Origin of the sequence: Pandoraea sp. (genome assembly GCF_004297875.1) — a bacterium.
Classification (GTDB): domain Bacteria; phylum Pseudomonadota; class Gammaproteobacteria; order Burkholderiales; family Burkholderiaceae; genus Pandoraea.
On record NZ_SCSK01000037.1, the window covers coordinates 1 to 26,182 of the forward strand.

A 26,182-nucleotide genomic window follows, 5' to 3' on the forward strand; every position below is an offset into this window, starting at 1 on the left:
GCCAGTGGCCGAGCGGGGCAACCCATCGATCCACACACTAGGCCGGATACAAGGCAGCAGCCGACTTCTTCACAACACGATGCGGGTTACTACCTATCGCCGGGAGGCATCCATACAAGAACGACATGATGTGGTACGGGCAACCCGGTGGATGGGGATGGGGCTACGGGATGATGGGCGGCTTCGGATGGGTCTTCATGCTGCTGCTGGTCATCGTGGTCGCGGCGCTCGTGGTGGGCCTGCTGCGCGACGTGTTCGTCGGCATGCGTGGGCATCACGCCACGCCGACGGTCCAGGGGTCCTCGGCACGAGCCATCCTGGACGAGCGTTATGCGCGGGGCGAGATCGACGCCGACGAGTACAAGCGACGGCGCGCCGACCTGGACCTGCATTGAATCGAATTTTCTGTTCGCAAAGGAGCGAATCATGATCAAGTGAAACAGCGTCTGGCGCTCGGCCTGGTGGCCGCGCCGGTGATGATTCTCGGCGCGGCCGCGCTTCCTGCGCTGGCTGCAGGCACGGCCAGCGCTCCAGCGGCCGCCACCCAGTCCGACGCCTACGGCCCGGGCTACGGCTATGGCATGGGCCCGGGCATGATGGGCGGCTACGGACCGGGCTACGCGGGCGGTGCCTGGCAGCGTGGAGCCGTGGGTGCGCGCCCGCGGGGATGGGCACATGGAGGCTACGGCGGCTTTGGCCCGGGGATGATGGGAGGCTACGGCGGCTTTGGCCCGGGGATGATGGGAGGCTACGGCGGCTTTGGCCCGGGGATGATGGGAGGCTACGGCGGGTATGGCCCCGGCATGATGGGAGCCTACGGGGGCAGTGGCGGCTTCGGTCCGGGGATGATGGCGGGCTATGGCGGCTTCGGCCCCGGGATGATGGGAGGCTACGGGGGCTACGGTCCCGGCATGATGGGCGGCTTCGGCGGCTACGGCGGCTACGGGGGGTGGGGCGTGAATCCCCAACTCAGTGACGCGCAGCGCACGAAGGTCGTGGGTATCGAGAAGGCCTTGTTCGACAAGCAGTGGCCACTGATGCAGTCCATGCAGAAGGTCATGTTCGAGTCCTGGGGCCAGGCCGCCGACAGCAAGCTCGATGTCGACGCGATCATGAAGCGCGCCACGGCGCTGTCGCAAGTGCGCCTGCAGATGCTGCGCAACCGCCTCGAGGCGGCCAAACAGATCGATGCGGTGCTGACGCCGCAGCAGCGCGACAGCATCGGCGACGCGCCGTGAGTCCGCTCCCGCCGGGGCGGCCCGCGCGGGGACGAACACCCCGCTTGCCGGCCCGGCGGAAGCCGTTCGAGCGCGGGTGCCCCTCGGGGGGGCGATGGAACTCGCCAAACTGGAGCATGGAATGAAACCGACGATTGGGCGCCGCGCGCGCGGCGCCTTCGTGATGGCGGCCCTGCTGGCCGCGGCCTGGGGCACCAGCGCCCAGGCGCAAATGGCCGGTGGAGGCTACGGAGCCTACGGAGCTTACGGCGGCATGATGGGGGGAGGCACGATGGGCGGCGGCCTAATGGGTTTCGCCCAGTCCGACCGGCCCGTCGAGCCCGGCTTGGGCGGGGCGTTGCTGGATTACGCGCAGGTGCGTGACTTCCTTGCAGGCAGCGCGCAGGGCGCCCGGGTGGATGCCCGCACCAACACGGTGACCTACAGCGGCCATGAGGTGCGCATCGCGATGGTCGCCGTGCAGCCCGGCCACCCGGACCAGACCTTCGAGGTGGCCGGATTGACCAACCCGACGCTGGTGGTTCCTCGCGGTGCCACCGCGCGCATCGACTTGGTCAACATGGACTATGTGGCCGCAACATGGAACACGGGTTGATCATCACTCCGGTTCCGCCGCCCTATCCCTATATGTCCATGATGGCGACCGGGCCGGGGCTGGTGCAACTCGAGCCCTTGCTGCCGTGGCGCAGCGACAGTCGCCTGCAGGCTGCAAGCTATGCGGCGCTTTCCACCAGCTTCGTCGCCGGCGAGCCGGGAACGTACTGGTACGTGTGCCCGACACCCGAGCATGCCGAGAAGGGCATGGTTGGCCGGTTCATCATCCGTTGATGTCGGAACGCGGCTTGCCCGGCCTCGGTACGGCAGGTGCCGCGCGACCCTGACGCAATTGTCATCGCACGGTCATCGGCGTGTCGGGAGTCGAGCGCGATCATGTCTGGAAACGCAGGCGTAGCGCGCCTGTTCGCATCCCTCATTCGCCCGGAGATCGATGACCATGCAAGCCTCACGAAACCTTTCCCTCGTCTCGGTACGCCGTGTCGCCGCGACGCTGGCTCTGGCCGGCGTCGTGGGCGGGGCGCTGTTCTGGGTGTCCCACGCCCGGGCCACGCAGCTCGCGGTGCTCGACGAACCTCGCATTCCGGCCGGCGCGCCGATACGAAGCTGGGCCGACAATGGTCAAGGGGGCCTGTCCCTGCTGCAGATGATCGGCGGCATCCAGCTGCCGCGCGGAGCGACGTTGCGCGGGACCGTGACCAGCGACACGAACTGCGCACCCGACGCTCTGGGCCTGAGCCATTGCCACAACGGCATCGACCTCGACAACGGCGCGCGCATCCTGGTGCTTCATACCCACGCGATGATGCAGCATCCTTGCCTGGAACCGGGGCAGAGAGTTACCGTCACGGGCCTTTCAGGCAACTGGATCATGGCGCGCGCGGCAGCGGCGTAGCCGCTGCGCGGTGCCCTCGCGGGGTCACCGGCCGCCCGACGGCCGCGGTTACCTCGCACTGGCCTGCCGGGCGTGGACCCGGTCCACGAGCTCATCGACGGCTTGCAGGAAACGTTCGTCGGTCGGGGTCCGCGCAAGATCGCCCGAGACCTCGCAGCTTCCTTGCACGGCCATGGTTGGAACACCGTCGATGCCATGGTCCTTCATCATCTGCGTGGTGCGTCGGGCCTGCATGGCCACGCCGAAGGCGTTGAAGGTCGCCAGGAAGGTCTGCCCAGCCCGGTTGCGAGGCCGCGGGCCCTCGAACATGACAGGATCGTCATCGCCTGGTCATGTGCCCGATGGAAATGAATGCCTAGACTGTAAATGATCAGCCAGTGAGTCGAGGCTCCGGGTGAGCCTGCGATCGCGGATCCCGCGCCGCCTGGATGCGCGAGGGTCGACACGATTCCGATCAGGAGGGAACACGATGGACGACCGAACGTACGAGCGGCCGACGAAGCAAGCGCATGCGGTCTCTCATGGACGCGAACGTGCTTATGCGCAACAACATGGGAGCGGGCATGATGACGCGGCATCGATGCACGCCGCGCATGCCGCTGGCGCGCCCGGCGCGCGCTATACGTGCCCGATGCACCCCGAGGTCGTCAGCGATGCTCCGGGTAGCTGTCCCAAGTGCGGCATGGCGCTGGAGCCCGTGATGCCGGCGGCACCGGCGTCGCGCACGCAGTGGGTGTGCCCGATGCACCCGGAGATCGTGCGCGATGCGCCGGGTTCCTGCCCGAAGTGCGGCATGGCGCTGGAGCCGCGCAGCGTGACCGCGGAGCCGGAGCGCAACCCGGAACTGGAGTCGATGACCCGGCGCTTCTGGGCCAGCCTCGTGCTTTCCATCCCCGTACTGGTGCTGGCGATGGGCCGCGACGTTCCCCGCCTCGCGGCCACGCTCGGGTTGCATCAGGTGGGATGGTCGTGGGCCGAGGTCGCACTGGCGTCGCCGGTGGTGCTGTGGGGCGGCCGGCCGTTCTTCGTCAAGGGCTGGGATTCGCTGCGCACGCGCAACCTGAACATGTTCACGCTGATCGCCCTCGGTGTCGGCGTGGCCTATCTGTACAGCATGGTGGCGCAACTGGCGCCGCAGATCTTCCCTCCGGCGTTCCGCGATCCGGCCACCGGTGCGGTGGACGTGTACTTCGAGGCGGCCGCGGTGATCGTGACCCTGGTCCTGCTGGGCCAGGTGCTGGAGCTGCGCGCGCGCAGCAATACCAATGCGGCGATCCGCACGCTGCTGGGCATGGCGCCGAAGATGGCGCGGCGCATCGCGGCCGACGGCTCGGAAGCGGACGTGCCTCTCGAGCAAGTGCAGGTGGGCGATCGGCTGCGCGTGCGCCCCGGCGAGAAGATCCCGATGGACGGCGTGGTGGTGGAAGGCGCCTCGGCGGTGGACGAGTCGATGATCACCGGCGAGCCCATCCCGGCCGAGAAGTCGGGCGGCGACAATGTGGTGGGCGCCACCGTCAACGGCAGCGGCTCGCTGATCATCGAGGCCCGACGCGTGGGTTCCGACACGCTGCTGGCGCAAATCGTGCAGATGGTGTCGGAGGCCTCGCGCAGCCGCGCGCCCATCCAGCGCCTGGCCGACGTCGCGGCGGCGTGGTTCGTGCCCATCGTGGTCGTGGTGGCGCTGCTGACCTTCGCGCTGTGGGCGTGGCTCGGCCCGGCGCCGTCCATGGCCTATGCCGTGATCAACGCGGTGGCCGTATTGATCATTGCCTGCCCCTGTGCGCTGGGCTTGGCCACCCCGATGTCCATCATGGTGGCCACGGGCAAGGGTGCCACGATGGGTGTGCTGTTCAAGAACGCCGAGGCCATCGAGACCCTGCGCAAGGTCGACACGCTGGTCGTGGACAAGACCGGAACCCTTACCGAAGGCAAGCCGCGCCTGCAGGAGGTGGTGCCGATGCAGGGCTGGGACGCCGACGAGGTGCTGCGCCTGGCGGCCAGCCTGGAGCGCGGCAGCGAGCACCCGCTGGCGGCGGCGATCGTGCAGGGCGCGCAGCAGCGCGGGCTCGCGCTGGAGGTTCCCGCCGACTTCCAGGCAACCATCGGCAAGGGAGTCGGCGGGCACATCGGTGGGCGTGCGGTGCTGCTGGGCAACGCGGCGCTGCTGTCGGGCCACGGCATCGGCACGTCGGCGCTGGCCGCGCCGGCCGAGGTGCAGCGCACGCAGGGGCGCACGGCCATGTTCCTGGCCGTGGACGGCCAGCCGGCCGGCCTGGTGGCGGTGGCCGACCCGGTCAAGGCCAGCACGTCGCAGGCCCTTCGCGAATTGCACCAGGATGGCTTACGCATCGTCATGCTCACCGGAGACAACGAGACCACGGCAAGGGCCGTGGCGCGGGACCTGGGCATCGACGACGTGATCGCCGGCGTGCTGCCCGAGCAGAAGGCGCAACATGTCAAGCGACTGCAGGCCGAGGGACGGTTCGTCGCGATGGCCGGAGATGGCATCAACGACGCGCCGGCATTGGCCCAGGCGCAGGTGGGCATCGCGATGGGCACCGGCACCGACGTCGCCATGGAAAGCGCCGGCGTGACCCTGATCCAGGGCGATCTGCGGGGCATCGTGCGCGCGCGCCGCCTGAGCCGCGCTACGCTGGGCAACATTCGCCAGAACCTGTTCTTCGCCTTTGTCTACAACAGCCTGGGCGTGCCGGTGGCGGCCGGCATCCTGTACCCCTTCTTCGGCATCCTGCTGTCGCCGGTGATCGCCGCCGCGGCCATGTCCTTCAGTTCGGTCTCGGTGGTGGCCAACGCGCTGCGCCTGCGCCGCGCGAGGGTGTAGGGCCGCGAAGGGCGAAGCGGCAACAGGCATGCGTCCATCCAGGCCCATAGGAGGAGAGTGTCATGAGTTCCTACGTTTTCAGCGTCCAGAGCCCGAAGGGCTTCGAGTCCACCGTGCAGGCTGTCACCGAAGCGCTCAAGCAGGAGGGTTTCGGCGTGCTGACCACGATCGACGTGCAGGCCACGCTCAAGGCCAAGCTCGGCGTCGAGCAGCGCCCGTACGTGATTCTCGGGGCCTGCAACCCCCATTTCGCGCACCAGGCCCTGCAGGCTGACCCGGACATCGGCGCCTTGCTGCCCTGCAATGTGGTCGTGCGGGAGGAACCCGATGCAACAGTCCATGTCGTGTTCATGGATCCGCAGGCGGTGCTGGGCATTGTCGCCCGAGCGGAGATCGACAGCCTGGGTGGGGAGGTCCGTTCCAAGTTGCAGCGCGTGGCCGAATCGCTGCGAGGCTGACACATGCGGTCGATCGCCGCCGGGTTCCATGGCGCGAGGCGCTCGGTCCCGATGACGGCTCGGAGGGCATGAAATGCCAATCGAAGCCACCGCACGAAAGAGTGCTCGCCACGTCGCGAGCCACGGTGGACTTTTTCATCGCGCGCGCCGGGTTCGTGATGCGCGATGCGCCCTCCTTAGGCGGTTACCGCAACGTACGCGTGGCGCGCGCCGCGCTGCAGGGAGGACGCCCGGTGATCGGGGAGCAGGCGGGATTCCAGGATGCACTGGCCGGCTTCGGCATACGTCACGCGATGCGCTCCGGCTTGCTCGCCGCGCGCGCCCTGCTCGGCGGGCAGGACTACCGCGTGCTCTGGCGCCGGGAGCTGCTCCCGGCCATTCGCGCCGGGGTCGCCAATCGCTTCGTCTACTCCGTTCTCGGCGATACCGGGCGCGGGGCCGTCCTGGCACGGCTGGATGATGTCGACGCGGTGGCAGCGCTGCGGCGACTGTACCGGCCGACCCTCCTCTCCAGCGCGCTGTTTCCGCTCGCGCGCTTGCTGCTGCGGCGTGCGCTGCGCGACCGAAGCTGCGATCACCAGGGTTGCCGCTGTGTCTGGTGCATCCATGGGGACGCCGCCGCGGCGTCCTGCAGCGGGGACACCTGAGGGCCGGCACCTGCATCGCCTGGCTGGCTCTGCCCTTCATTCGTGCAGGCGGGCGCGTGCGGATTCATCGACCACGGAGAACCACAATGACCTCATCAGCCCATTCCATCCGGGCTATCGCCGAACGTCGTCTCGCGGAGGTGCCGCTCGCCTGTTCCATCGAGCTTCCAGGGGGGCGCGCGTCGGTTCCAGCGACGCCCGCGTGCGATTCGGCGTGCGGGACCGGCGTGCGCTGCGGCATCTTGCGCAGGGACACATCGGCCTGATCGCCGAGGACTACGTCGAGGGGCGCCTGGAGATCGAGGCACGGCCGCGTGACCTGATGCGCGTGGCCCAGGCCTTGCTCGGAAGCGATCCGGTCGACGGCGAGGCCGCCGGCCTGCGCGCAGTGCTGGACCAGGCGCGCAAGGCGCTGTGGGAGCACGCCGCACACAGGCGGAGTCGGGACGCAGCGCAGATTCAGCATCACTACGACGCCTCCGATGACGTCTACCATCTGTGGCTGGATCCCCGGCAGGTGTATTCCTGCGCCTACTTCGCCGAGCCATGGATGGGCTTGGCGCAGGCGCAGGAGACCAAGCTCGAACACGTCGTCCGCACGCTGCGGCTGGAGCCGGGTGAGCGATTCCTCGATGTGGGCGCCGGCTGGGGCGGCCTGCTGTTGTGGGCGGCCGAGCATTACGGCGTGGACGCGACCGGCATCACGCTGAGCCGCAACCAGCACGCCCACGTCAACCGCCTGATCGACGAGGAGGGTCTGCGCGGCCGCGTACGCATGCTGCTGCAGGATTACCGGGATGTCGACGAAGCGTCGGCGTTCGACAAGGTGGCCTCGATCGGCATGTGCGAGCATGTCGGCCGCCCCAATCTGCCGGTCTACTTCGGCAAGATCCGGCGCCTGCTGCGCCCTGGCGGCCTGGTGCTCAACCACGGGATCACCGCCGCGTCGACCAGCCGGCACCGTGGGTCGGACGACATGGGCGACTTCATCGAGAAGTACATCTTCCCGGGCGGTCAACCGGCGCACTTGTCCGTCGTGCTGGACGCCCTCCGGCGCGGCGGACTCGAGCCGCTGGGTGTGGAGAGCTTGCGTCCGCACTACGCGCGAACGCTCTGGCATTGGTCCGACACGCTGGAGGACAAGCTCGATGCGGCGCGGAGGATCCTCGGCGACGGCGCCGAGAAGGTGATCCGGGCCTACCGCCTGTACCTGGCCGGGTGCGTCATGGGATTCGAGCAGGGGTGGATCTCGGTATTCCAGACGCTGGGTGCGCACGCCGACGGCGTGGTCGAGGTAGACGCCGAGCCGTCGAAGCTGCGCGGCGCGCAAAGCGACTACCCCTTCCAGCGGTCCTACATCTATCGCCCACACGCCGGCGTCGAGACAGCGCGCGCCCCGCTGCCCTCGACGCAGGACATGACCGCAACGTAATCCGTGCGTCATCTTTGTGTGCGCAGCCGCGGACTAGAGTGGATTGCAAGAACGCCAGGCACGCGCGGGTCGCCCCCGGGAGGGGCGGAACGCTACAACCGAACGGAGGTCGAAATGCAATGGCTTGAACAGAACTGGCTTCTCGTGCTGCTCGGCGCGGGCGTGATCTTCTTCATGATGCGCGGTGGCGGCATGGGCTGTGGCATGGGGGGCGGCGGGCACGGCGGCGGGCAGGGCGGCAGCCCTGGCGGCGCTTCGCCGCACGACAATGGCCCGGCGCCGATGCAGGCGCAGGCTGTCGATCCGGTGAGCGGCCGCCCGGTGGACCCCTCCACCGCGGTCAGCACCGTGTATCGGGGCGTGCCCGTGTACTTCGAATCACGCGAGAACCGCGACCGATTCGAAGCCACTCCCGGGCAGTTCGCGCTGCCGCAGGCGCAGCAGCCCCAGTCCCACCGCCACGGCGGTTGCTGAGGGCTCGGAATGGGCTGCGCCGGGGCGGCAGGCGGCAAGCGCGCCCGGGCAGGCCACGGCGGGCGCCGGCCTTCAGGCGCGATGCATGAACTCACCAAGGAGTACGAGATGAAGACCAAGGATCCGGTTTGCGGCATGGACATCGAGTCCACCGCGGCCTTCGCCACCGAGAACCACGGTGGCCAGACCTACTACCTTTGCTCGGCGTCGTGCCGCGACAAGTTCCGCCAGGATCCTGCACGCTACGCGCAGGTGGCGCAGCCCGCAGCCGCGCACGCGGGCGGCTGCGGGCATGCCGAACACGCCGGACACGGCTGCTGCAAGTAGGCCCGCGATGACAAGCCCCACGATCCGCGCCGGCGCCGCCTCCAGGGGCGACTCCCGGCGAGCCAGCGGCCACGACGCGACCCGCAGGGCCGTGGCCGTGCTGCTGGCCGCTGCCTTCGTGCAGGCGCTCGGGTACAGCGCGTGGATGCCGCTGCTGCCCCTTTATCTACGCAGCTACGTCGTGCCGGGAAGATCGGCCGAGATCGCGGGCAACGTGGGGCTGCTGAGCGGCGCCTACACCCTGGCCTTGTTCGCCAGCGCGGCGTGGTGGGGGCGTCTTTCGGACCGGCACGGTCGGCGTCTGGTACTGGTGAGCGGATTTGCCACCTACCTCGCCGGCATGTTCGGGTCCGCCCTGGCCGCGAACCTGGCGCAGGCCTACACGGCCCGCATCCTGTCGGGCGTGGGTGCCGCCGCGGTGATCCCGGCGGCGCAAGCTTATCTGGCCGACGTCAGCGACCGCCCGGCGCGCAATCGCCGATTCGCCCTGCTGGCCAGCGCCAGCTTCATCGGCTTTGTCACCGGCCCGCTGCTCGGAACATGGCTGGCCGGGCCGGTGATGGGCATGAGCACGCAGGCCATGCCCTGGATGGTGAAACTTCCCCTGGCGGTCGTAGCCGTGCTGGGAGTCATGCTCCTGCCCTTGCTGGCGTGTAGCCTGCGCGCGCCGGGGCCGCAGGCCATCGAGGAGGCTGGCAACACGTCGGCCGTCCGCGACCGGCGTTTCGCATGGACCAGCATGATCTTGGCAGGCCTCGCCGCCTATGCGGTCGGCAGCTTCGAGACCGGCTTCAACCTTCTTGGGGCGATGCGCCTGGGAGCAGCCGTCGGAGCGGTCGCCTTGTTGTTCGTCGCGTGCAGCGGCTTCATGCTGGTAGCCCAGGGGCTGCTCGCCTGGGGCCCGCTGCGCGAGCGCTTCGAGCGTCGCTGGATGGCCGCGGTGTTGGCGGTCGGCGCGGGCTTCATGCTGGCGGCGCCACGCATGCCGAGCATGCTGTCGCTGGGCATGACGGTCGCCGCCGTGGCGCTGAGCATCGGCCTGGTCGCGCCTTCGCTGGCCTACGCCTTGCTGGACCATGACGCCGGGGCCAAGGGCGCCAAGCTCGGCCGCCTTGCCGCTGCGGGCAACCTGGGGCAGGCGTTGGGTGCCTTCGTCTCGGGTGGTCTGTTTGCGTTGCGTCCCGAAGCTCCGTTCGTGCTGGCCGCGCTCTTGCTGCTGGGCGGATCCGCGGGCGCGTGGCTGTACTGGAGACCGCGCACGCCTGCGCGCGTCGAGGCTTCGTGAACGGAGTGCGTTGATCATGGCTTCGTGGCTCTATTACTTGCTGGTCGCAGGACTCTTCGTGCTGCTCATGCGCTTCGGCTGCGGCGCCCACGTGATGGGCCGCAGTCCCAAGCGTCAGCCGCCCGACATGCCGGCAGCCCCGCCCGGTGAAGCAGGCCTGAGCGTCCCGGCTAAAGTTTCACGGCCTGCACGCCTGCCCGTGGTCGCACTGGGCATGAGCCTCGGGCTGTTCCTGGCATTGACCTTCGTGGCCTGCGTGGGTTTTGATCTGTTGTTTCCCGCGCAGGCCATGGCCAAGGTGTGGATCCCGCTGCTGCCGGGCTTCATCTGGCTGAGCTGGGGCAGCTTCCTGCTTGGGGTGCTCGAGAGCGTGGCCTACGGTTGGTACGTCGCGCTGATCTTCGGGCCCTTGTACAACTATTTCTCGTCCGCCATGGCTGGCTGAAGCCGGTCCACTCGTCATGCCACACACCACTCGACCCACGACATCCCGCCGGACGGCGCCCGCTGCCCGGACCGACATGGTTGCCACGGTATCCACGCTCGGTGCGCGCACGGAACCCGGGGTGTCCGCAGTCCCTGCGCGCACGGCTCCCGTTGGGCGTGTGCCGTCCGCGGCCGACACCCTCGACTACGCCCGCGACGTATGCGAGCGCTGGGTGTTGTTCTGGGACACGCTGCGCCAGCGCGCCGACGACATGATCGAGCATGAGCGCGCGGGCAAGCCGCCGCTGCTGGACTTCGACTACGAGACTCTGCTCGATGCCGGGCATTTCGATCAGCCGGTCAACTACGCCCTGCTGCGCATTACGCGCATCGGCGAATCGCGCTGCGAAGAGTGCTGCGACGCTGCGAACAGGCCCCCCGTGATCGTGCTCGATCCGCGAGCCGGGCATGGCCCCGGAATCGGCGGCTTCAAGCGCGATTCGGAGGTCGGCATGGCCATGCGCGAGGGCCATCCCGTGTATTTCGTCACATTTTTCCCCGAACCATGCCCGGGACAGACGCTGGCGGACGTGCTGCACGCGCTGGGACGCTTTGTCGAGCATGTCGCGGCGCGGCATCCCGGCAAGCCGCCGGTGCTGTACGGAAATTGCCAGGCCGGATGGGCCGTCGCGCTGCTGGCGGCCGATTGCCAGGGTCTGAGCGGACCGGCGGTGCTCAACGGATCCCCGCTGTCGTACTGGGCCGGCGAGCCGGGAATCAACCCCATGCGCACGGCCGCGGGCTTCACCGGCGGCGCCTGGCTGGTGCACTGGCTGTCCGACATCGGGGATGGGCGCTTCGACGGAGCCTGGCTGGTCGCCAACTTCGAGAACCTCAAGCCCGAATCCATCTGGGACAAGTACGCCGGACTCTTCACCGACGTGGATGCCGAGCGAGACCGCTTCCTGCAATTCGAACGCTGGTGGAGCGGCTTCTACCTGCTCAGCCGGGAGGAGATCCTGGCCATCGTCGAAAACCTGTTCATCGGCGACCGCGTCGAGCAGGGCACCTTCCGCGTGTGCGAATGCTGCTACGCGGATCTGCGCCAGGTGCGCAACCCGCTGGTCATCTTCGCGTCCTGGGGGGACAACATCACGCCGCCGCACCAGGCGCTCGGATGGATCGCCTCGGTGTACAAGAACACGGCCGAGCTCAAGGCCGCTGGTCAGCGCATCGTCTACCTGACCAACCCGCATGTCGGCCACTTGGGGATCTTCGTCTCCGCCCAGGTTGCCCGCCTGGAGCATCGCGCTATTCTGGAGAGCCTGAAGCAGATCGAGGAGCTGGAGCCGGGCCTGTACGAGATGCGCATCGACAACCCCTCGGACGATGCGGATGCACGCCGGCCTTCCTATTCCGTGCACTTCGAACCGCGTGAGATTTCCGATTTGAAGTTTTCTGAAGCGTCGGACGAATTCCGGCAGGTGCGTGCGTGGTCCGAATTCAATGAAAGCATTTATCGCCAATGCTTCAGTCCCTGGGTGCGTGCTGTCGTCAATCCCTGGAGCAGCGAAATCATGCAACGCCTGCATCCGATGCGCACGAGTCGCTACGGGCTGTCCGCGCGATTCCTGCCATGGATGGCCTGGCTCGAGCCGTGGGCGCGGGAACTGCGCCAGCAGCGCCGGGCACTCTCGCCCGATCATCCCTGGCTGAGCGCCGAGCGCGCGGCAATGAGGCAGGTCAGCGAGGCGATCCGGACGTGGCGCGTGGCCCGGGACACGCTTCAGGAGCGCAGCTTCGCGGCGTTGTTCGGCCCGACCGTAACGGCGGGGGCTACCGAGGCCAAGGCCACGGCTCCTGCGAGGCGGGCCCGCCGTCATGGCAACAACGGTCAAGCGGCATAGCTTGCCCCTGGATACCGTGAAAGCCCGGCGCTCGTGGATCGGCTTCAACACGGTGCCTGCCGGGGAGAGCAGGGCGGCGCGCGCGCTGGGGCGCACGACGGCCCCGTGGATGGCCGGCATCGCGTTGCTGGCCATGGCCTCGTTCTACCTGGAAGACCTTCAGCGCAGCGCCGCCCTCGCGCTCTGGGGGCCGCGCATCGATGGCTTCATCCTCGCCGCCTTCGCGCTGGAGATGGCGTGCATGCTGGCCCTGTGCCGCAATCACACGCGCTACCTGCGAGCCAACTGGCTCAAGCTCGTCATCGTCGCATCGTCGGGCCTAGTGCTGTGGGGCGCGAGGCTTCATGCTTTGCCGGTCGCGCACCTGCTGCACCTGATCTACATCGCCCTGGTGTTTGCCTGGCTGCTCGGGCATGTGCGCGCCGCATTCTCGCGAAGCGTGATCCCATTTGCCACGTTGCTGGGTGTGGGTGCCGTGCTGCTGGCGGCGGTGGGCTTTTACCGCATCGAACCCACCGTGCACAGCTATGGACAAGGCGTATGGCTAGCCTTCACGACGGCGGCCACCGTCGGCTATGGCGACATCGTACCGACCAGTGCGGCAGCCAAGGTCCTGGCCGCGCTCGACGTGGTGGTCGGCTACGCCGTGTTCTCGCTGATCACGGGCGGAATCGCGGCGCTGTTCGTCGGCCAGGCGGAAAAGCGCGCCCGGCACGCCTTGCATTCCGACGTCGAGGCCTTGCGCGATGAACTGCGCCAATGGCGTATCGAGCTGACAAGCCGCAAACCCGACGGTTCCACTCCGGAGGGGCTGCACTCCGTGCAGGACGATTCCAGGATGTAACGCTGTCATGGTGCCTTCGTTCCCGCGCCGGGCTTGGATAGAATTCCAGCGCGCTTCGTCTTGATCCCATGAAACTGCTGCGTGACTTCCTGCTGGCCCTCGTGCTCGTCGCGCTGTCGACGAGTGGCGGCGGCGCGCTGGCGGTGGCTGCCCTGACCGGACATGCCTGCCCGCGAGCGAGCGCCGTGCCGGGTGCGGGAGCGTTCGTGCCAGGCACCGCGCAGCCCGTGCGGTTCCAGGCCGTCACGCGCGTGGGTACTCATGCCTCGATGGTCGCCGCGCCTGGCGTGGTACAGCACGCGTGCCACGTAGCCGGCACCCTCACGCTGGGCGCCGCCCCCGCCCCGATGCCTCTGGTCGTCCCGAGGGGGGACGGGAGCTTGCGCCCACGCCCTGTACGTTGGCTGCTGGCGGAGCGCATCGACGCGCTCTATCGTCCCCCCAGGGCCTGAATCGGCGTTTCCCGAACACGGCGTTGGGCCCTTGTGTCCATCCCGATTGCCGATGGCTAGGTACCGGGGGAGCGCCACGCCCGCCGGCTCCCGGACGATAACCGATGGAGGTGTTTCCATGCGTATCCCAATTCGCTGGGCGGCTGCCGGCGCCATGGTGGTGGCCATGGCTGCGGCAGCGTCCTACTTTTTCATCACCGACAGCCCTCGTGCACCGCGCGCGACGTTTTCCCTGCTTTCAGGGCGTACGCTGAGTACGCGCGACCTGCGCGGCAAGGTCTACGTGGTGGACTTCTGGGCCACGAGTTGCGCCACGTGCATTGCGGAGATGCCGCAGATGATCCAGACCTACCAGCGCTTCCGCAGCAAGGACTTCGATTTCATCGCCGTGGCGATGAGCTACGACCCCGCCCACTACGTGGCGGACTACAGCCGAACGCGGCATCTGCCCTTCCAGGTTGCCCTGGACAAGGGTGGTCAGGTCGCGAGGGCGTTCTATGACGTGCGCATGACTCCCACGACCTTTCTCGTGGACAAGCAGGGCCATGTGGTCAAGCGCATTCTCGGGCGTCCGGATTTCGCCACGCTGGATGACCTGATCCGCGACGAGCTGGCGCGCCCGGCGTGAGCATGACCATGAACACTTCCTTCTGGATCGAAGCCGGCCTGGCGATGGCCGCCGGCGCGCTGCTCAACCTCACGCCGTGCGTGCTTGCGGCAGTGCCCATCAAGGTGCGAACCATCCTGCGCGAGGCGGGCGATGCGGCTGGCTCGCGGGCCCTGTCGGCGGTCTTGTTCACCTTGGGTTCAGTTTCGTTTTTCGCGGCCCTGGGGCTGCTTACGGCGCTTGCACACCTGCAATGGGGCGTGCTGTTCCAGTCGCGTTGGGTGCTCGCGGGGCTTGTCCTGATGCTTGCCCTGCTCGCGGCGGCCAGCTTCAGCGGGCGCTCGCTACCGATCCCCGGTGGCCTTGCCCAGCTGGGAGGCGCACGGTATTTCGAGCCCTTTGCATCCGGCATGGCCGGGGGCATCCTGTCGACGCCGTGCACCGGACCGCTGCTGGGCGGCGTGCTGGTGTTCGCGCTGACGCGGCCGACGATCGACATCGTCACCCTGTTCGTCGCCATCGGACTGGGCATGGCCCTGCCGTACGTGCTGCTGTTGCTTCGCCCTTCATGGTTGCAGCGCCTGCCGCGGGCCGGTGCATGGACCGAGGTGGTTCGGCACAGTTTCGGCTGGCTGCTGCTCGCGGCCGCGCTGTTCTTCGCGCAAAGCCTGTTGCCGGGATGGCTAGGCAATGCGCTATGGCTGGCTTGGCTCGCCGCGCTGGCGGTGTGGGTCCTGTTCGTCGCGATGCTTACCCGCGACCGGCGCAGCCGGTGGGCGGCGGCGCTCGCGGCGGTGCCGGCGCTCGTGCTCGCCTACTTCGGCTCAGGGGTCTGGCCCTTGGAGGGGCAGGGCATGCCGTGGCAACTGCTTCGCGCCGACGCCGTGGCGCAGATCTCCGAGCTGCACCGGCCGGCGCTGGTCGAGTTCACCGCGGCATGGTGCCTGAACTGCAGGATCATGGAACGCACGGTCTACCGCGACCCCGCGGTGTTGAAGGCGGTGCGTGAATCCGGCGCGGTCGCGCTTCAGGCCGACCTGACCCGTCCGGACCCCGCGTTGCAACAACTGCTCACACGCTATGGCGGAGCAGGGCTGCCGTTCCTGGCGGTGCTCGACGGCCAGGGCCGGGAGGTCGGCCATTTCTCCGGCCTGTTCACCGCCGACACGTTGATCGGCCGCCTGCACGGACTGCCCACCTCGATCGTGTCCGCCTACGCCGACGCACCGCGCGACTCGGCGGACGAAGTGGGCGCCCGCGTGACCTCGACGCCAGCTGGGGCCGTGGTGACGCTGGACATCGCGCGAGGATGGCACGTGTATTCCAATCCGCCGTCCACTCCGTACTTGATTCCGGCCAGCGTGACGGTCTTTCGCGCAGGGGGTGCACTGCCGATCACTCCGCGCTATCCGCCGGGGCAGGACATCGGCATGCGCGTCGCAGGGAAAACCATCCTGGTCTACGAGAACGGGGCGAGGATCGATCTGCCGCGGCTGACCGACTTGCGCGCCGTGCAGGTGCGGGTGCGCGTGCAAGCCTGCAAGGATTCGGGCTTGTGCCTGCCGCCGGCGATCGTCGTGGCAAGACCTCCGTCGACTTGATCCAAGCGGGATGACATCCGTGGCGCCGCAGATGACAAAACTGTCATCTCTCGATCATGCTCCGGCAAGTATGGCGTTTTTAGAATGCGTTGCTGAGGGTGGACATCATCCACTCCACAACGGTCCGCGCGGCACGCCGTTGCCACGCGGCGAATTCCTTCAAAAACCGAGGAATCCATGCAACGCTCATTCTCAGATGCGCTCCGTGGGGCTGGAATCGCCCGGCGCCGCTTCGTCCAGGGCCTGGCTGCCGGCGGCGTGCTGTTCGGCTTGCCCACGCTGGCTGCCCATGCCCAGGGCCGGCCCGAGGCCACGCACACGGGCAGCGCCCCGGAGCTTCGCGGCACCGAATTCGACCTGGTGATCGCCGAGACCCCGGTGAACTTCACCGGCCATGCGCGCATGGCCACCACGGTCAACGGTTCGCTTCCGGGACCCACGCTGCGCTGGCGCGAAGGCGACACGGTGACCATTCGTGTCACCAACCGCATGTCGCGCATGACGGCGATTCATTGGCACGGCATGCTCGTGCCCTACCAGATGGACGGCGTTCCGGGCTTGAGCTTCACCGGCATCGAGCCCGGGCAGACCTTCGTCTATCGCTTTAAGGTCCAGCAGTCGGGAACCTTCTGGTACCACTCGCACGCCGGCATGCAGGAGCAGACCGGCCTTTACGGCGCGATCATCATCGATCCGGCCCACGGGCACGCCGTGCAGGCGGACAGTGACCACGTGGTGCTGTTGTCGGACTGGATGGACGAGGATCCCATGCGCGTGCTGGCCAAGCTCAAGGCCGATAGCGGCTTCGACAACTACCACGAACCCACGGCGGTGGACTTCTTCGAGGACGTCAAGCGCAACGGCCTGCGCGCCGCGCTGGACAAGCGCGCCATGTGGCAGCGCATGCGCATGAGCTGGGGAGACCTGGCGGACATCTCGGGCGCCACGCTGACGTACCTTGCCAACGGCACCACGCCGGCCGGCAACTGGACGGCTCAGGTGAAGCCCGGCAAGGTCGCGCGCCTGCGCTTCATCAATGGCGCCGGCGACACCTTCTACGACGTGCGCATTCCCGGCCTGAAGCTCACCGTGGTGTCCACCGACGGCCAGGATGTCGAGCCCGTGACGGTGGACGAGTTCCGCTTCGGCCCCGGCGAGACCTATGACGTGCTGGTGCGCCCGACCGACGACGCCTACACGATCTTCGCGCAGAGCATGGACCGCACCGGCTACGCGCGCGGCACACTGGCGACGCGTGCAGGGCTGAGCGCACCGGTCCCGCCGATGGATCCGCGCCAGAACCTGACCATGCTGGACATGGGCATGTCGTCGATGTCTGGAATGTCGGGCATGTCGGGGATGGGGTCGATGCCGGGCATGGACATGGGCTCGTCGCCCGCGGTGCGCCACGCGCCCACCGAGTACGGCCCCGGCGTGGACGCCCGCGTCGACCATCCGCGCACCAACCTGGACGACCCCGGCGTGGGCTTGCGGGGCAACGGCCGGCGCGTACTGACTCTGGCCGACTTGCGCACCGTGGGCGGCCCGCTCGATGCCCGCGAGCCGGGGCGCACGCTGGAGTTCCACCTCACCGGCAACATGGAGCGCTACGTCTGGTCCATCGACGGGGTGACCTTCGGCGACTCCACGCCGATTCTGTTCCACCACGGCGAGCGCCTGCGCGTCACGCTGGTCAACGACACCATGATGACCCACCCGATGCACATGCACGGCATGTGGAGCGAGGTCGAAGACCCGAACGGGCATTTCCTCGTGCGCAAGCACACCGTGCCGGTGCAGCCGGCGCAGCAGCTCAGCTACCGGGTCAGCGCCGACGCGGTGGGGCACTGGGCCTGGCACTGCCACATGATAATGCACATGGATGCGGGCATGTTCCGCGAAATCCTGGTGGCCTGAGGCAACGAACATGCACAAGACGATCGACACGATGATCCCCGCGAGCATCCTTGCGGCAGCCATCGCGGCTGCGACTGTGACATCGGCGCAGGCGATGGACATGCAGGGCATGGCCATGCCGGCCAGCCCGGCGGCCGCGAAGCCGGCCATGCCCGCGCCTGCCCCGGGTGCCCCGGGTGCCACCATGGCGGGCATGAACATGCCGGGCATGTCGATGCCCGCGGGCACTGCCGCGCCCCCCACTGCCAGCGCGTCAGCAGCTGCAAGACCCATGGCGGGCATGCAGGGCATGCAAGACATGGAGATGCCCGCGAAGCAGGCGCCGGCTGGCTCCGGCGCCCCGGCCGGTGCGCTCCCGTCGGCGAAGGCCATGCCTGGAATGGATAGGCCGGGCATGTCGATGCCTGCGGGATCGGCCTCGGCTGCCGCAGGCACGGGCCCGCGTAGGGCGGACGCCGATTCGGGCGGCTACACGCTGACGACCGGCCCGTACATCCCGGCCGGCGTGAAGCCGCCGCGGATGGCCGATCAGGAAAGTTTCGGCTCCGTGCTGGTGGACCGGCTGGAGCGCGCCTACGGCCATGACTCCGGCAACTGGACCGCCTACGACGTGCAGGCCTGGTACGGGCGCGATTTCAACCGCCTCGTGCTCAAGGCCGAGGGGCAGGCCTCGCAGGGGCGCCTGCAAGATGCGCGCACCGAACTGCTGTGGGGCCACGCCATCGCCGCGTACTGGGACTCGCAGCTCGGTGTGCGCCACGACAACGGCAGCGGCCCCGGCCGCAACTGGCTGGCCTTCGGCGTGCAGGGCCTGGCGCCGTACTGGTTCAACGTCGAGGCCACCGGCTATCTGGGCGACCAGGGGCGCAGCGCCTTGCGCCTGAGCGCCAGCTACGAACTGTTGCTGACCCAGCGCGTGGTGTTGCAGCCGCAGATCGAGCTCAACGCCTACGGCAAGGACGATCCGGCGCGCGGAATCGGCAGCGGCCTTTCCGACGCCACCGCCGGGCTGCGCCTGCGCTACGACATCTCTCGCCAGTTCTCGCCCTACATCGGCGTGGAGTGGAGCGGGCGCTTCGGGCGCACCGGCGACTACGCGCAGGCGGCCGGCGAGCGCCGCGACACCACCGACCTGGTCGCCGGTGTGCATTTCTGGTTCTGATGTTCCTTCAACCCACCTTCTGGATGCACTGCATGTTCAAGATCAAGAATGTTCTGGTGACCCTGGCACTTGGCGGCCTTTGCGTCAGCGCCTGGGCCACACCCGCCGCAGCGCCGATGGCCTCGATGCCGGGCATGGGCTCCATGCCGGGAATGGCCTCCATGCCCGCAATGGCGTCCAAGCCCCAGGGGCAGACGATGCCGACACCCGCGGATCCCGGGAACCCGGCGAGCGTGGGAGGTCCGGGCGCAGCTTCCGCCGTGAGCCAAACGATCCGCATCCTGGCCGATGACAAGATGCGCTTTTCGCCCGACGTGGTGCATGTCAAGCCGGGTGAGACGGTGCGCATCGTTGTCGTCAACCAGGGCCAGATGCGCCATGAACTCACCATCGGCGTCCAGTCTGAGCTCGTGGAGCACGCGAAGATGATGGCCGCGATGCCGGACATGCCCAACGGAGAGGAGCCCAACATGGTGGCCGTTGCGCCGCAAGGCCGAGGCGAGTTGATCTGGCGCTTCGGTCAGCCCGGCACGGTGCCGTTCGCCTGCACCATGCCCGGGCACATGCAGGCGGGCATGATTGGGCGCTTCATCGTCGACTGAGCCGTGCGGGCCGGGCAGCCGGGCGGCGCGCCGCCTGGGCGACGGGTCCGATGGCTCACTATTGCATCAGGCGATCCAGGAGCGTGCGCATCGCCGCCGAGTCATAGTCGCGTCCGCCAATGGCCTGCGCGACGATGCGCCCCTGCTTGTCGATCAGATAGGTCGACGGAATACCCATCACGCCGAAGGCGTGGGCAGCCTGGCTCTTGTTGTCGAGCAGCACCGGGAAGGTCGGCGAAGGCGATAGTTGGCCCATGTAGGCGAAAACGTTGTCGACGCTTTCACCCTGGTCCAGCGCAAGCACCACGAAGGGCTTGCCCTTCATCGACGCGTAGAGCCTTTCGATGGAGGGCATCTCGGCACGGCACGGTGGGCACCAGGTGGCCCAGAAGTTCACCAACACGACCTTGCCGCGGTATTGGGCCAGACTCTGGGTCTTGCCGTCGATGTCCTTGAGCGTGAAGGCGGGCGCCGGACGCGCTGGATGGACTGGGGTCAGGAGCGGCTGTGCAGCATGTGCCGAAACCGTCGCACCGGCCAGCGCGATGCAGATGGACATCGCGATGCCTTTCAGGCGCATACGGCGGCTGCTAGCGCGGCGCGCACTGGACGCCGTAGACGGTTGCATCGTGCTCGTGATCATCTTGTTTCCACTGGTAGGTCAGGTTGAAACGGCTGCCGGCCGGCAGGTCCACGGTCGTGAATCCCTGGGCCCAGTCGCCGGGATGCAGGGTCTGCTGGGGCGGCAGGATGGACCAGTCGGAGTTGAGCCCGAAGGCTTTCCAGCGTGCCAGCCAATCCGTTTTGGTGATCAGGCGGTGCTGCTTGCCGTCCGCGGTCACGGCGCGCCAGCGGCTCACGTCGTAGCTCACCGAATGCCGCGCCGAATTCCGGATGGTCGTGCCGAACACGCACACGGCGGCGATTTCGTGCACCGCCCCTGCCGGGTAACCCATGCTCTCGAAAAACGCCTGCGCCTGCTCGCCGTCCAGCGGCGTCAGTTGCACACTGAACACTTGGCCCTGACTCGACCATGCCTGCGTGGAGCTACCGGCAGCTGCCGCGGTGGCGGCCACGCTCAGGCCCACCAGCGCGGCCAGGATGAGGCGTAGGAGTCGACTTTGCATAGTTCAGTGTCCGTCAGCCACGACAAGCGTGGCAAGGTTGTTCGAGCTGTGCCACGATTCGATCCGGATCGTCGCCCACGCCCCGAGAAAAATGCAAGCAAGGCCCAGTGCCGAGCCCAGCGACAGCGGGGACAAACCGCTGAGTCCATGGCCGACGGTGCAGCCCAAGCCCAGCACGGCGCCGGCTCCGGTCATCAATGAGCCCAACAGACGAGGGATGAGATCTCGAAGTGCGAACTGCACTTGAATCCGAAATTCTCCCCGCGCAATGGCCGACGCCGCCGCGCCGATGAGGGTGCCCAGTACCAACACAACGCCGAAGGTGAAGGTCTGCGCATGGGCGTGCATCACGAAATGCGTCATGTCGCTCAAGGGGCCGGCGAAGCTGAAGGATTGCACGCCCATGCCGTCGGGAGGCTGGCTCATGAACGCGGCGTCACCTGCCGCACGCTCTCCGATTGGGCCGGCGGTCAGCCAGTAGCCGGCAGCCACCATCAGCCCGATGAGCGCCGAGCCGATCCAGCGCATGCGTCGGCCGGCGCCGCGCGACCCCCGTGCGGCGAGCGTCAATACGAGCGAACCGAGCGCAAGGCCGAGCAGCGACCGGGCAATCCAGCCATGCAGCCCAAGCGCTGCATCGAGCCCCTGGCTCTGCCACCCCCAATGCGCCAGATCCAGGTTGAGGCGGACGATCCACGGGCCGATCCAGTCGTTGAATACGAAGGTGCTGGTCATCGCGAAGGCAGCGATGCTCATCGCTCCCAGCGACAACAGCGCCAGCACGCTGCCTTGGGCGCTGCGTACCAGCGTACGCAGTGGGCAGCCGCGCGCCAATACCATGCCGGAGCCGAACAGCAAGCCGCCGAGCATGTAGCGTCCCCAGGGGAACTGGGCCGAGCGGTATGGTGGGTGCGAAGGCTGCACGCCTTGGTGCAGCAACCACTGCAGCCCCGCGACGGCCACCATGGCAAAGCCGATCGCCGCGAAGTAGGCCGCCAGGCGCTGCGGCTTGTTCTCCAGCATGATTTCTCGCAAGCCCCCCTGCGGACAGAATTGCGACGCCTGGGCGGAGGCCCCAAGCACCACCGAGACGATGAAGCCACCCAGCAGAAGCTGTGGGATCGGGTTCATGGGCTTGGCGCCTTCGGAAGGTGGCCGGGATGGGTTTCCTGGGCACGCACAAGCACCCACAGCCCCGACAGCACGAGCCAGCCCGCAGTGACCCAGAAGGCGGGCTCGACGGCGCCGCGCGCCTGCGCGACCAGCCCGAGCACCAGCGCGCCGATGGCGTAGCCGGTGTCGCGCCAGTAGCGGTAGGTGCCCAGCGCCGAGCTGCGCCAGCTCGGGTAGGCGATATCGGCCACCGAGGCGATCAGGTTCGGATACAGCAGCGCCATGCCCACGCCCATGATCACGGCAGCGCTCAGCCAAGCCGCGAAGCCGTGCACCAGCACCGCGGCCACCACGCCAGCGGCAAGCAGCCATAGCCCGGCCACCACCGGGCGCTTGCGCCCGATGCGGTCCGACAGCAGCCCGGTCCACAACTGCGAAGCCCCCCAGCTCAAGCCATACGCACCCGTGATCCAGCCGACCTGCACCAGGCCCAGGCCGTGGCCGTGGAGGTACAGCGGAAACAGCACCCACAGCAGCGTGTCGGCGACCTTGTTGGCCACGCCTGCCTGGCACAGCGCAGAGAACGTGGGGTGCCCGAAGGACACGTAGGCGAACACCTGGCGCGATGTGGGGTGCTCGGCCAGGCCCTCGGCGAAGCGCGGTCGCGGGCCCGTGTGCGTGCCGCTGGCATGGCGATGGCGCTCGGCGCGAGCCCACGGCAGGGTCTCGCGCACGAACAGCAATGCCGTGACCAGAGCCAGCGCGATCACCCCGCTGGCGAAGCCGAGCAGGGCGAAGCGCGGGCCGTATAGCTGCGCCATCCAGGCGGTGGCCAGGCCCGCCAGGCCGACCGCGGCATAGCCGGCGAACTCGTTGACGCCGGTTGCCAGGCCCCGCTGCTCGGCGCGCGTGATGTCCACCTTGCTGGTGACGGTCATGCTCCACGCGAACCCCTGGTTGATCCCCAGGAAGAGGTTGGCTGCGACGATCCACCACCAGGACTGCGCGAAGAAAATCAGCAGTGGAATCGGGATCGCGGCTACCCAGCCCAGAACCAGCACGGTCTTGCGCCCGATGCGCTCGGACAGGCGCCCGGCGACAAAGTTCAGCGCCCCTTTGACCAGCCCGAAGGAGATGACAAAGGACAGCAGATACAGGAAGGAGGTTCTTGGTACCCCGAAATCGCGCGCTGCGACCACCGGAAGAACCGTTCGCTCCATGCCAATGACCAGCCCGACGAAGAAAACCTGCACCGCCTGCCAGACGAACTGGTGCAGATTGACACGGATGCCTTGCAGATACGCGTCGTGCGGCGACGAGGTGGCTGGATGATTCATGCCGCGACGTTGGCCGCGACGATGCGGTCCATGTTGGCCGGACGAGGCGGAGTCTCGGTGGTGAGTTGATCCACAAACGCTGCGCGCGACAGGCCCAGCATCGGATTGAAGCGCTTCTCGAAGGCCAGGGTCGACGCCGGCTTGGCCGACAGCCCGGCGCCGCACGCGCTGCCCGCCTGGTGCCCGGGGTAGATCTCCATCTCGCCGGGCAGACTCAGCAGCCGGGTGTGCAGCGAGTCGTACAGGGCGCCGGCCATCTCGCGCTCATGCCCGGCCAAGTCGGGTCGCCCGACAGCGCCCACGAACAACGTGTCGCCGGTGAGCACGAACCACGGTACGTCGCCGCGTCGCTTGTCCGTAACCAGCAGGCACATGCTGTCGGGCGTGTGCCCGGGGGTGTGCAGCACCCGTACGGTCACATTGCCCACGTCGATGAGCTGCTCGTCGTGCAGGGCCTCGAAGTCGAAGTGCACGAACTCGCGCGCCGCCTCGTGCAGGCAGTAGGGCGCATCCACCCTGCGCGCAAGGCTCCTGCCTCCGCTGAGGTGGTCCGCATGCACGTGGGTATCTATCACATGGGTAATCTGCGCACCGGCCATCTTCGCCTGCTCGACGAACCAGTCCTCGTCGCCAGCGACAACGTCGACCGCGATGGCCTTGCCGAGGCCAGCGCAGCCGAACAGGTACGACAGGCTGGAGTCGCGCGTGTGTAGTTGCTTGAAGAACATGGCGTGACCTCGATCAGATGGTTTCGTGTTCCAGCGGCAGCCCGGCGGCCCGCCATTCGGGCACGCCGTCGGCACACTTGCGCGCCCGCAGTCCATGGCGCGCGAGCAGCGCCACGGCGGCGTCGGACATCACGCAAAACGGCCCGCGGCAGTACGCCACGATGTCCTTGTCGCCCGGCAGTTCGCGAATCCGGGCTTCCAGTTCGTCCAGCGGGACCGAGCGCGCGCCGGGGATGTGCGCCGTGCGGAACTCCGCTTCCGGGCGAACGTCGAGCAGCACCACGTCCCCGGCGCGCACCTTGTCGAGCAGCGAGCGTGCGCTCTCGGGGGTCAGGTCCTCGGGCTCGGCAACCAGGCCTGCCATGGCGAGTTGCAGCTCGGCCAGATGGGCTTGTGCCAGTTCGCGCAGGCTCACCCACAGGTCCGACACGTCGGTCCCACGGAGTCGATGGATGCGGTTCTTGCCGTCGCGCCTCGCATCCACCAGTTGCGCCTCGCGCAGCACACGCAAGTGCGCGCTGGCCAGCTTGACGTCGATGTCGGCGGCCTGCGCCAGCGTGTCGACCGACTTCTCCCCCTGCGCGAGCAGTTCGAGCAGCTCCAGGCGCTTGGGGCTGGACATGGCGGCGCCGACTCGCGCGACCTGGGCGTAGAGGCGGCTCTTGAGGTCCCTGGACTTCATTCTAATGTTCTAACGGATATTCAAAGGTGGACGGGGTGGTATTTGTCCGCATATTCGGGTGGGTCGAGCGCCCCCGGCCGCGAGCGGGCGCCTATGCCGCACAGCACGAATGCTGCTTCACGTCCTTGCGGAAGGTCTGCGCGGCAAGCTTGAGGCCATCGACCATCGTCAGGTAGGGAAACAGCTGATCGGCGAGTTCCTGCGCCGTCATGCGCGCGCGGATCGCCAGTGCCGCCGACTGGATCAGCTCGCCGGCTTACGGTGCCACCGCCTGCACGCCGAGCGGGCGCTCGCTGCCTCGCTCGACGACCACCTTGATGAAACCTCGGGTGTCGAAGTTGACGAGGGCGCGCGGCACGTTGTCGAGCGTGAGGGTTCGGCTGTCGGTCTCGATGCCGGCTTGGCGCGCCCGCTGTTCGCTCAGGCCCACGGTGGCGACCTGCGGATCGGTGAACACCACCGCCGGCATGGCGCTCAGGTCCAGTGTCGCGTCACCGCCGGTCATGTTGGTCGCGGCGTGCGAGCCCGCGGCCGCCGCAACGTAGACGAAGTGTGGCTGATCGGTGCAGTCACCGGCGGCGTAGATGTGCGGGTTGCTGGTGCACATCCGCGGGTCGATCGCGATGGCCCGTTGCGGCGTCACCACCACGCCGGCCGCTTCAGGACGAAGACTGCGCGTGTCGGGCCTGCGGCCGGTCGCCACCAGCAGTCGCTCGACGCGCAGTTCGCCCTGGCCGGTCACCAACACGAACTCCTGGTCTACGTGCGCGACCTCGCTGGCCTGCGTGTGCTCCAGCACCGCTATACCTTCGGCGCGGAAAGTCGCGGTGAGCGCTTCGCCGATGGCCGGGTCTTCACGGCGCAACAGCGTGTGGCGCGCCAGAATCGTCACGCGGGCGCCGATCCGGGCAAAGGCCTGTGCCAGTTCTACCGCCACCACCGAAGAGCCGATGACTGTCAGGCTGCGCGGGATGGTGTCGCTCGCCAACGCCTCAGTCGATGTCCAGGAGGCGCGTCCTGCAGGCCGGCGATCGGCGGCACGGCGGCGCGTGCGCCGGTGGCGATCAGGCAGCGGTCGAAGGCGACCACGCGCTCGCCGCTGTCGAGCAGTCGCACCGCGAGACTGCGGGTGTCCCGGAAACGGGCATCGCCCCGCACCACGGTGATCGCCGTTCGAGCGTTCAGCACGTCCTGGTACTTCGCCTGGCGCAGCGCGTCGACGCGCGCTTGCTGCTGCGCCAGCAGGGGGCCGCGCAGGATCGCCGGCGACGCCGCCGTCGAACGGGCTGTGCCGCCGCACGTGGGCGACGTGAGCGGCCTGAATCATGATCTTGGGCTGTACGCAGCCGATATTGACGCAGGTGCCGAAGAGAGTGCCGCGTTCAATCAGCGTCACGCGCGCGCCGCGCTCGACGGCCTTCAGTGCCGCCGCCATCGCGGCGCCGCCGCTGCCGATCACGGCCACGTGCGGGGTCGGGTCGGACATGCACGAGCTATCCGGTTTGCGGTTCGTGGATTCGGACA

28 protein-coding genes and 1 pseudogene are annotated in these 26,182 nt (G+C 68.1%); 21 read left to right on the top strand and 8 right to left on the bottom strand.

The features are described from left to right. The first annotated feature begins 197 nt into the window (after positions 1-197). The 5 genes from EPN80_RS10885 (at position 198) to EPN80_RS10905 (ending at position 2,688) form a co-directional block, all read left to right on the top strand. Positions 198-395, top strand: coding sequence for an SHOCT domain-containing protein (locus EPN80_RS10885; RefSeq protein ID WP_293026644.1), 198 nt, complete (start codon positions 198-200; stop codon positions 393-395). Positions 396-476: 81 nt separating this feature from the next. Continuing rightward, positions 477-1,238: a hypothetical protein gene (locus EPN80_RS10890; protein WP_366469312.1), complete on the top strand. Its 762-nt coding sequence runs from the start codon at positions 477-479 to the stop codon at positions 1,236-1,238. A 121-nt stretch (positions 1,239-1,359) separates the two neighbouring features. Continuing rightward, the gene (locus EPN80_RS10895) at positions 1,360-1,833 is read left to right on the top strand and encodes a hypothetical protein (protein WP_293026648.1); all 474 of its coding nucleotides are present in this window, start codon (positions 1,360-1,362) and stop codon (positions 1,831-1,833) included. Then, positions 1,818-2,066, top strand: coding sequence for a hypothetical protein (locus tag EPN80_RS10900; RefSeq protein WP_293026650.1), 249 nt, complete (start codon positions 1,818-1,820; stop codon positions 2,064-2,066). The genes EPN80_RS10895 and EPN80_RS10900 overlap by 16 nt, the downstream gene beginning before the upstream one ends. Positions 2,067-2,226: 160 nt before the next feature. After that, complete coding sequence (locus EPN80_RS10905; protein WP_293026653.1) at positions 2,227-2,688, top strand: hypothetical protein; 462 nt, start codon at positions 2,227-2,229, stop codon at positions 2,686-2,688. Positions 2,689-2,736: 48 nt separating this feature from the next. Here the strand turns inward: EPN80_RS10905 and EPN80_RS10910 are convergent, their stop codons facing one another. Then, complete coding sequence (locus EPN80_RS10910; RefSeq protein WP_293026656.1) at positions 2,737-2,997, bottom strand: hypothetical protein; 261 nt, start codon at positions 2,995-2,997, stop codon at positions 2,737-2,739. A 322-nt stretch (positions 2,998-3,319) separates the two neighbouring features. Between EPN80_RS10910 and EPN80_RS10915 the strand changes: the two genes are divergently transcribed. The 16 genes from EPN80_RS10915 to EPN80_RS10990 all read left to right on the top strand — a co-directional run bounded on the left by EPN80_RS10915 (position 3,320) and on the right by EPN80_RS10990 (position 19,671). Continuing rightward, entirely contained in the window at positions 3,320-5,530 is a 2,211-nt protein-coding gene (locus tag EPN80_RS10915; protein ID WP_366469310.1) for a copper-translocating P-type ATPase, read from the top strand. A gap of 62 nt (positions 5,531-5,592) precedes the next feature. Next, complete coding sequence (locus tag EPN80_RS10920) at positions 5,593-5,988, top strand: DUF302 domain-containing protein (RefSeq protein ID WP_293026659.1); 396 nt, start codon at positions 5,593-5,595, stop codon at positions 5,986-5,988. A 125-nt stretch (positions 5,989-6,113) separates the two neighbouring features. Beyond that, a complete protein-coding gene (locus EPN80_RS10925) occupies positions 6,114-6,635 on the top strand; it encodes a hypothetical protein (protein WP_293026662.1) in 522 nt (173 codons plus the stop codon). Between the two features lie 202 nt (positions 6,636-6,837). Further along, positions 6,838-8,067: a cyclopropane-fatty-acyl-phospholipid synthase family protein gene (locus EPN80_RS10930; RefSeq protein WP_366469306.1), complete on the top strand. Its 1,230-nt coding sequence runs from the start codon at positions 6,838-6,840 to the stop codon at positions 8,065-8,067. Between the two features lie 114 nt (positions 8,068-8,181). Beyond that, positions 8,182-8,541: a hypothetical protein gene (locus EPN80_RS10935; protein WP_293026665.1), complete on the top strand. Its 360-nt coding sequence runs from the start codon at positions 8,182-8,184 to the stop codon at positions 8,539-8,541. A gap of 108 nt (positions 8,542-8,649) precedes the next feature. Continuing rightward, complete coding sequence (locus EPN80_RS10940) at positions 8,650-8,868, top strand: YHS domain-containing protein (protein ID WP_293026667.1); 219 nt, start codon at positions 8,650-8,652, stop codon at positions 8,866-8,868. A gap of 7 nt (positions 8,869-8,875) precedes the next feature. Further along, a complete protein-coding gene (locus EPN80_RS10945) occupies positions 8,876-10,153 on the top strand; it encodes an MFS transporter (RefSeq protein ID WP_293026670.1) in 1,278 nt (425 codons plus the stop codon). Positions 10,154-10,169: 16 nt separating this feature from the next. Further along, positions 10,170-10,598, top strand: coding sequence for a DUF5676 family membrane protein (locus tag EPN80_RS10950; RefSeq protein ID WP_293026673.1), 429 nt, complete (start codon positions 10,170-10,172; stop codon positions 10,596-10,598). Between the two features lie 16 nt (positions 10,599-10,614). After that, positions 10,615-12,486 carry a DUF3141 domain-containing protein gene (locus tag EPN80_RS10955; protein WP_293026677.1) on the top strand — a complete coding sequence of 624 codons (1,872 nt, stop codon included), beginning with the start codon at positions 10,615-10,617 and terminating at the stop codon, positions 12,484-12,486. After that, on the top strand, positions 12,461-13,330 hold the full coding sequence (locus EPN80_RS10960; protein ID WP_293026680.1) for a potassium channel family protein: 870 nt from the start codon (positions 12,461-12,463) through the stop codon (positions 13,328-13,330). The genes EPN80_RS10955 and EPN80_RS10960 overlap by 26 nt, the downstream gene beginning before the upstream one ends. A gap of 68 nt (positions 13,331-13,398) precedes the next feature. Next, complete coding sequence (locus EPN80_RS10965; RefSeq protein ID WP_293026683.1) at positions 13,399-13,782, top strand: hypothetical protein; 384 nt, start codon at positions 13,399-13,401, stop codon at positions 13,780-13,782. A 118-nt stretch (positions 13,783-13,900) separates the two neighbouring features. Continuing rightward, positions 13,901-14,410 (top strand): TlpA disulfide reductase family protein, encoded by a 510-nt coding sequence (locus EPN80_RS10970; protein ID WP_293026686.1) that lies wholly within the window; start codon positions 13,901-13,903, stop codon positions 14,408-14,410. Positions 14,411-14,418: 8 nt separating this feature from the next. Beyond that, positions 14,419-15,990: a cytochrome c biogenesis protein CcdA gene (locus EPN80_RS10975; protein WP_293026689.1), complete on the top strand. Its 1,572-nt coding sequence runs from the start codon at positions 14,419-14,421 to the stop codon at positions 15,988-15,990. A 177-nt stretch (positions 15,991-16,167) separates the two neighbouring features. Further along, positions 16,168-17,907, top strand: a complete 1,740-nt coding sequence (locus EPN80_RS10980; RefSeq protein WP_293026692.1) for a copper resistance system multicopper oxidase — start codon at positions 16,168-16,170, stop codon at positions 17,905-17,907. Positions 17,908-17,917: 10 nt separating this feature from the next. Next, on the top strand, positions 17,918-19,069 hold the full coding sequence (locus EPN80_RS10985) for a copper resistance protein B (protein ID WP_293026695.1): 1,152 nt from the start codon (positions 17,918-17,920) through the stop codon (positions 19,067-19,069). A 32-nt stretch (positions 19,070-19,101) separates the two neighbouring features. Next, the gene (locus EPN80_RS10990; RefSeq protein WP_293026698.1) at positions 19,102-19,671 is read left to right on the top strand and encodes a multicopper oxidase domain-containing protein; all 570 of its coding nucleotides are present in this window, start codon (positions 19,102-19,104) and stop codon (positions 19,669-19,671) included. Between the two features lie 58 nt (positions 19,672-19,729). On the opposite strand, the gene EPN80_RS10995 is transcribed toward EPN80_RS10990, so the two are convergent. From EPN80_RS10995 to merA, 7 genes and pseudogenes are all read right to left on the bottom strand, one after another. Then, positions 19,730-20,230, bottom strand: coding sequence for a TlpA disulfide reductase family protein (locus tag EPN80_RS10995; RefSeq protein ID WP_293026701.1), 501 nt, complete (start codon positions 20,228-20,230; stop codon positions 19,730-19,732). 31 nt (positions 20,231-20,261) lie between these two features. Continuing rightward, positions 20,262-20,798: a hypothetical protein gene (locus EPN80_RS11000; RefSeq protein WP_293026704.1), complete on the bottom strand. Its 537-nt coding sequence runs from the start codon at positions 20,796-20,798 to the stop codon at positions 20,262-20,264. A 3-nt stretch (positions 20,799-20,801) separates the two neighbouring features. Continuing rightward, complete coding sequence (locus EPN80_RS11005) at positions 20,802-21,929, bottom strand: YeeE/YedE family protein (protein WP_293026707.1); 1,128 nt, start codon at positions 21,927-21,929, stop codon at positions 20,802-20,804. After that, complete coding sequence (locus tag EPN80_RS11010) at positions 21,926-23,248, bottom strand: MFS transporter (RefSeq protein ID WP_293026709.1); 1,323 nt, start codon at positions 23,246-23,248, stop codon at positions 21,926-21,928. Before EPN80_RS11010 ends, EPN80_RS11005 begins: the two co-directional genes overlap by 4 nt. Further along, a complete protein-coding gene (locus EPN80_RS11015) occupies positions 23,245-23,976 on the bottom strand; it encodes an MBL fold metallo-hydrolase (RefSeq protein ID WP_293026711.1) in 732 nt (243 codons plus the stop codon). The genes EPN80_RS11010 and EPN80_RS11015 overlap by 4 nt, the downstream gene beginning before the upstream one ends. Positions 23,977-23,989: 13 nt before the next feature. After that, a complete protein-coding gene (locus EPN80_RS11020) occupies positions 23,990-24,658 on the bottom strand; it encodes a metalloregulator ArsR/SmtB family transcription factor (RefSeq protein ID WP_293026714.1) in 669 nt (222 codons plus the stop codon). Positions 24,659-24,749: 91 nt separating this feature from the next. Further along, positions 24,750-26,126: pseudogene (merA, locus tag EPN80_RS11025) on the bottom strand (mercury(II) reductase); the annotation flags it as partial. Positions 26,127-26,182 lie beyond the last annotated feature (56 nt).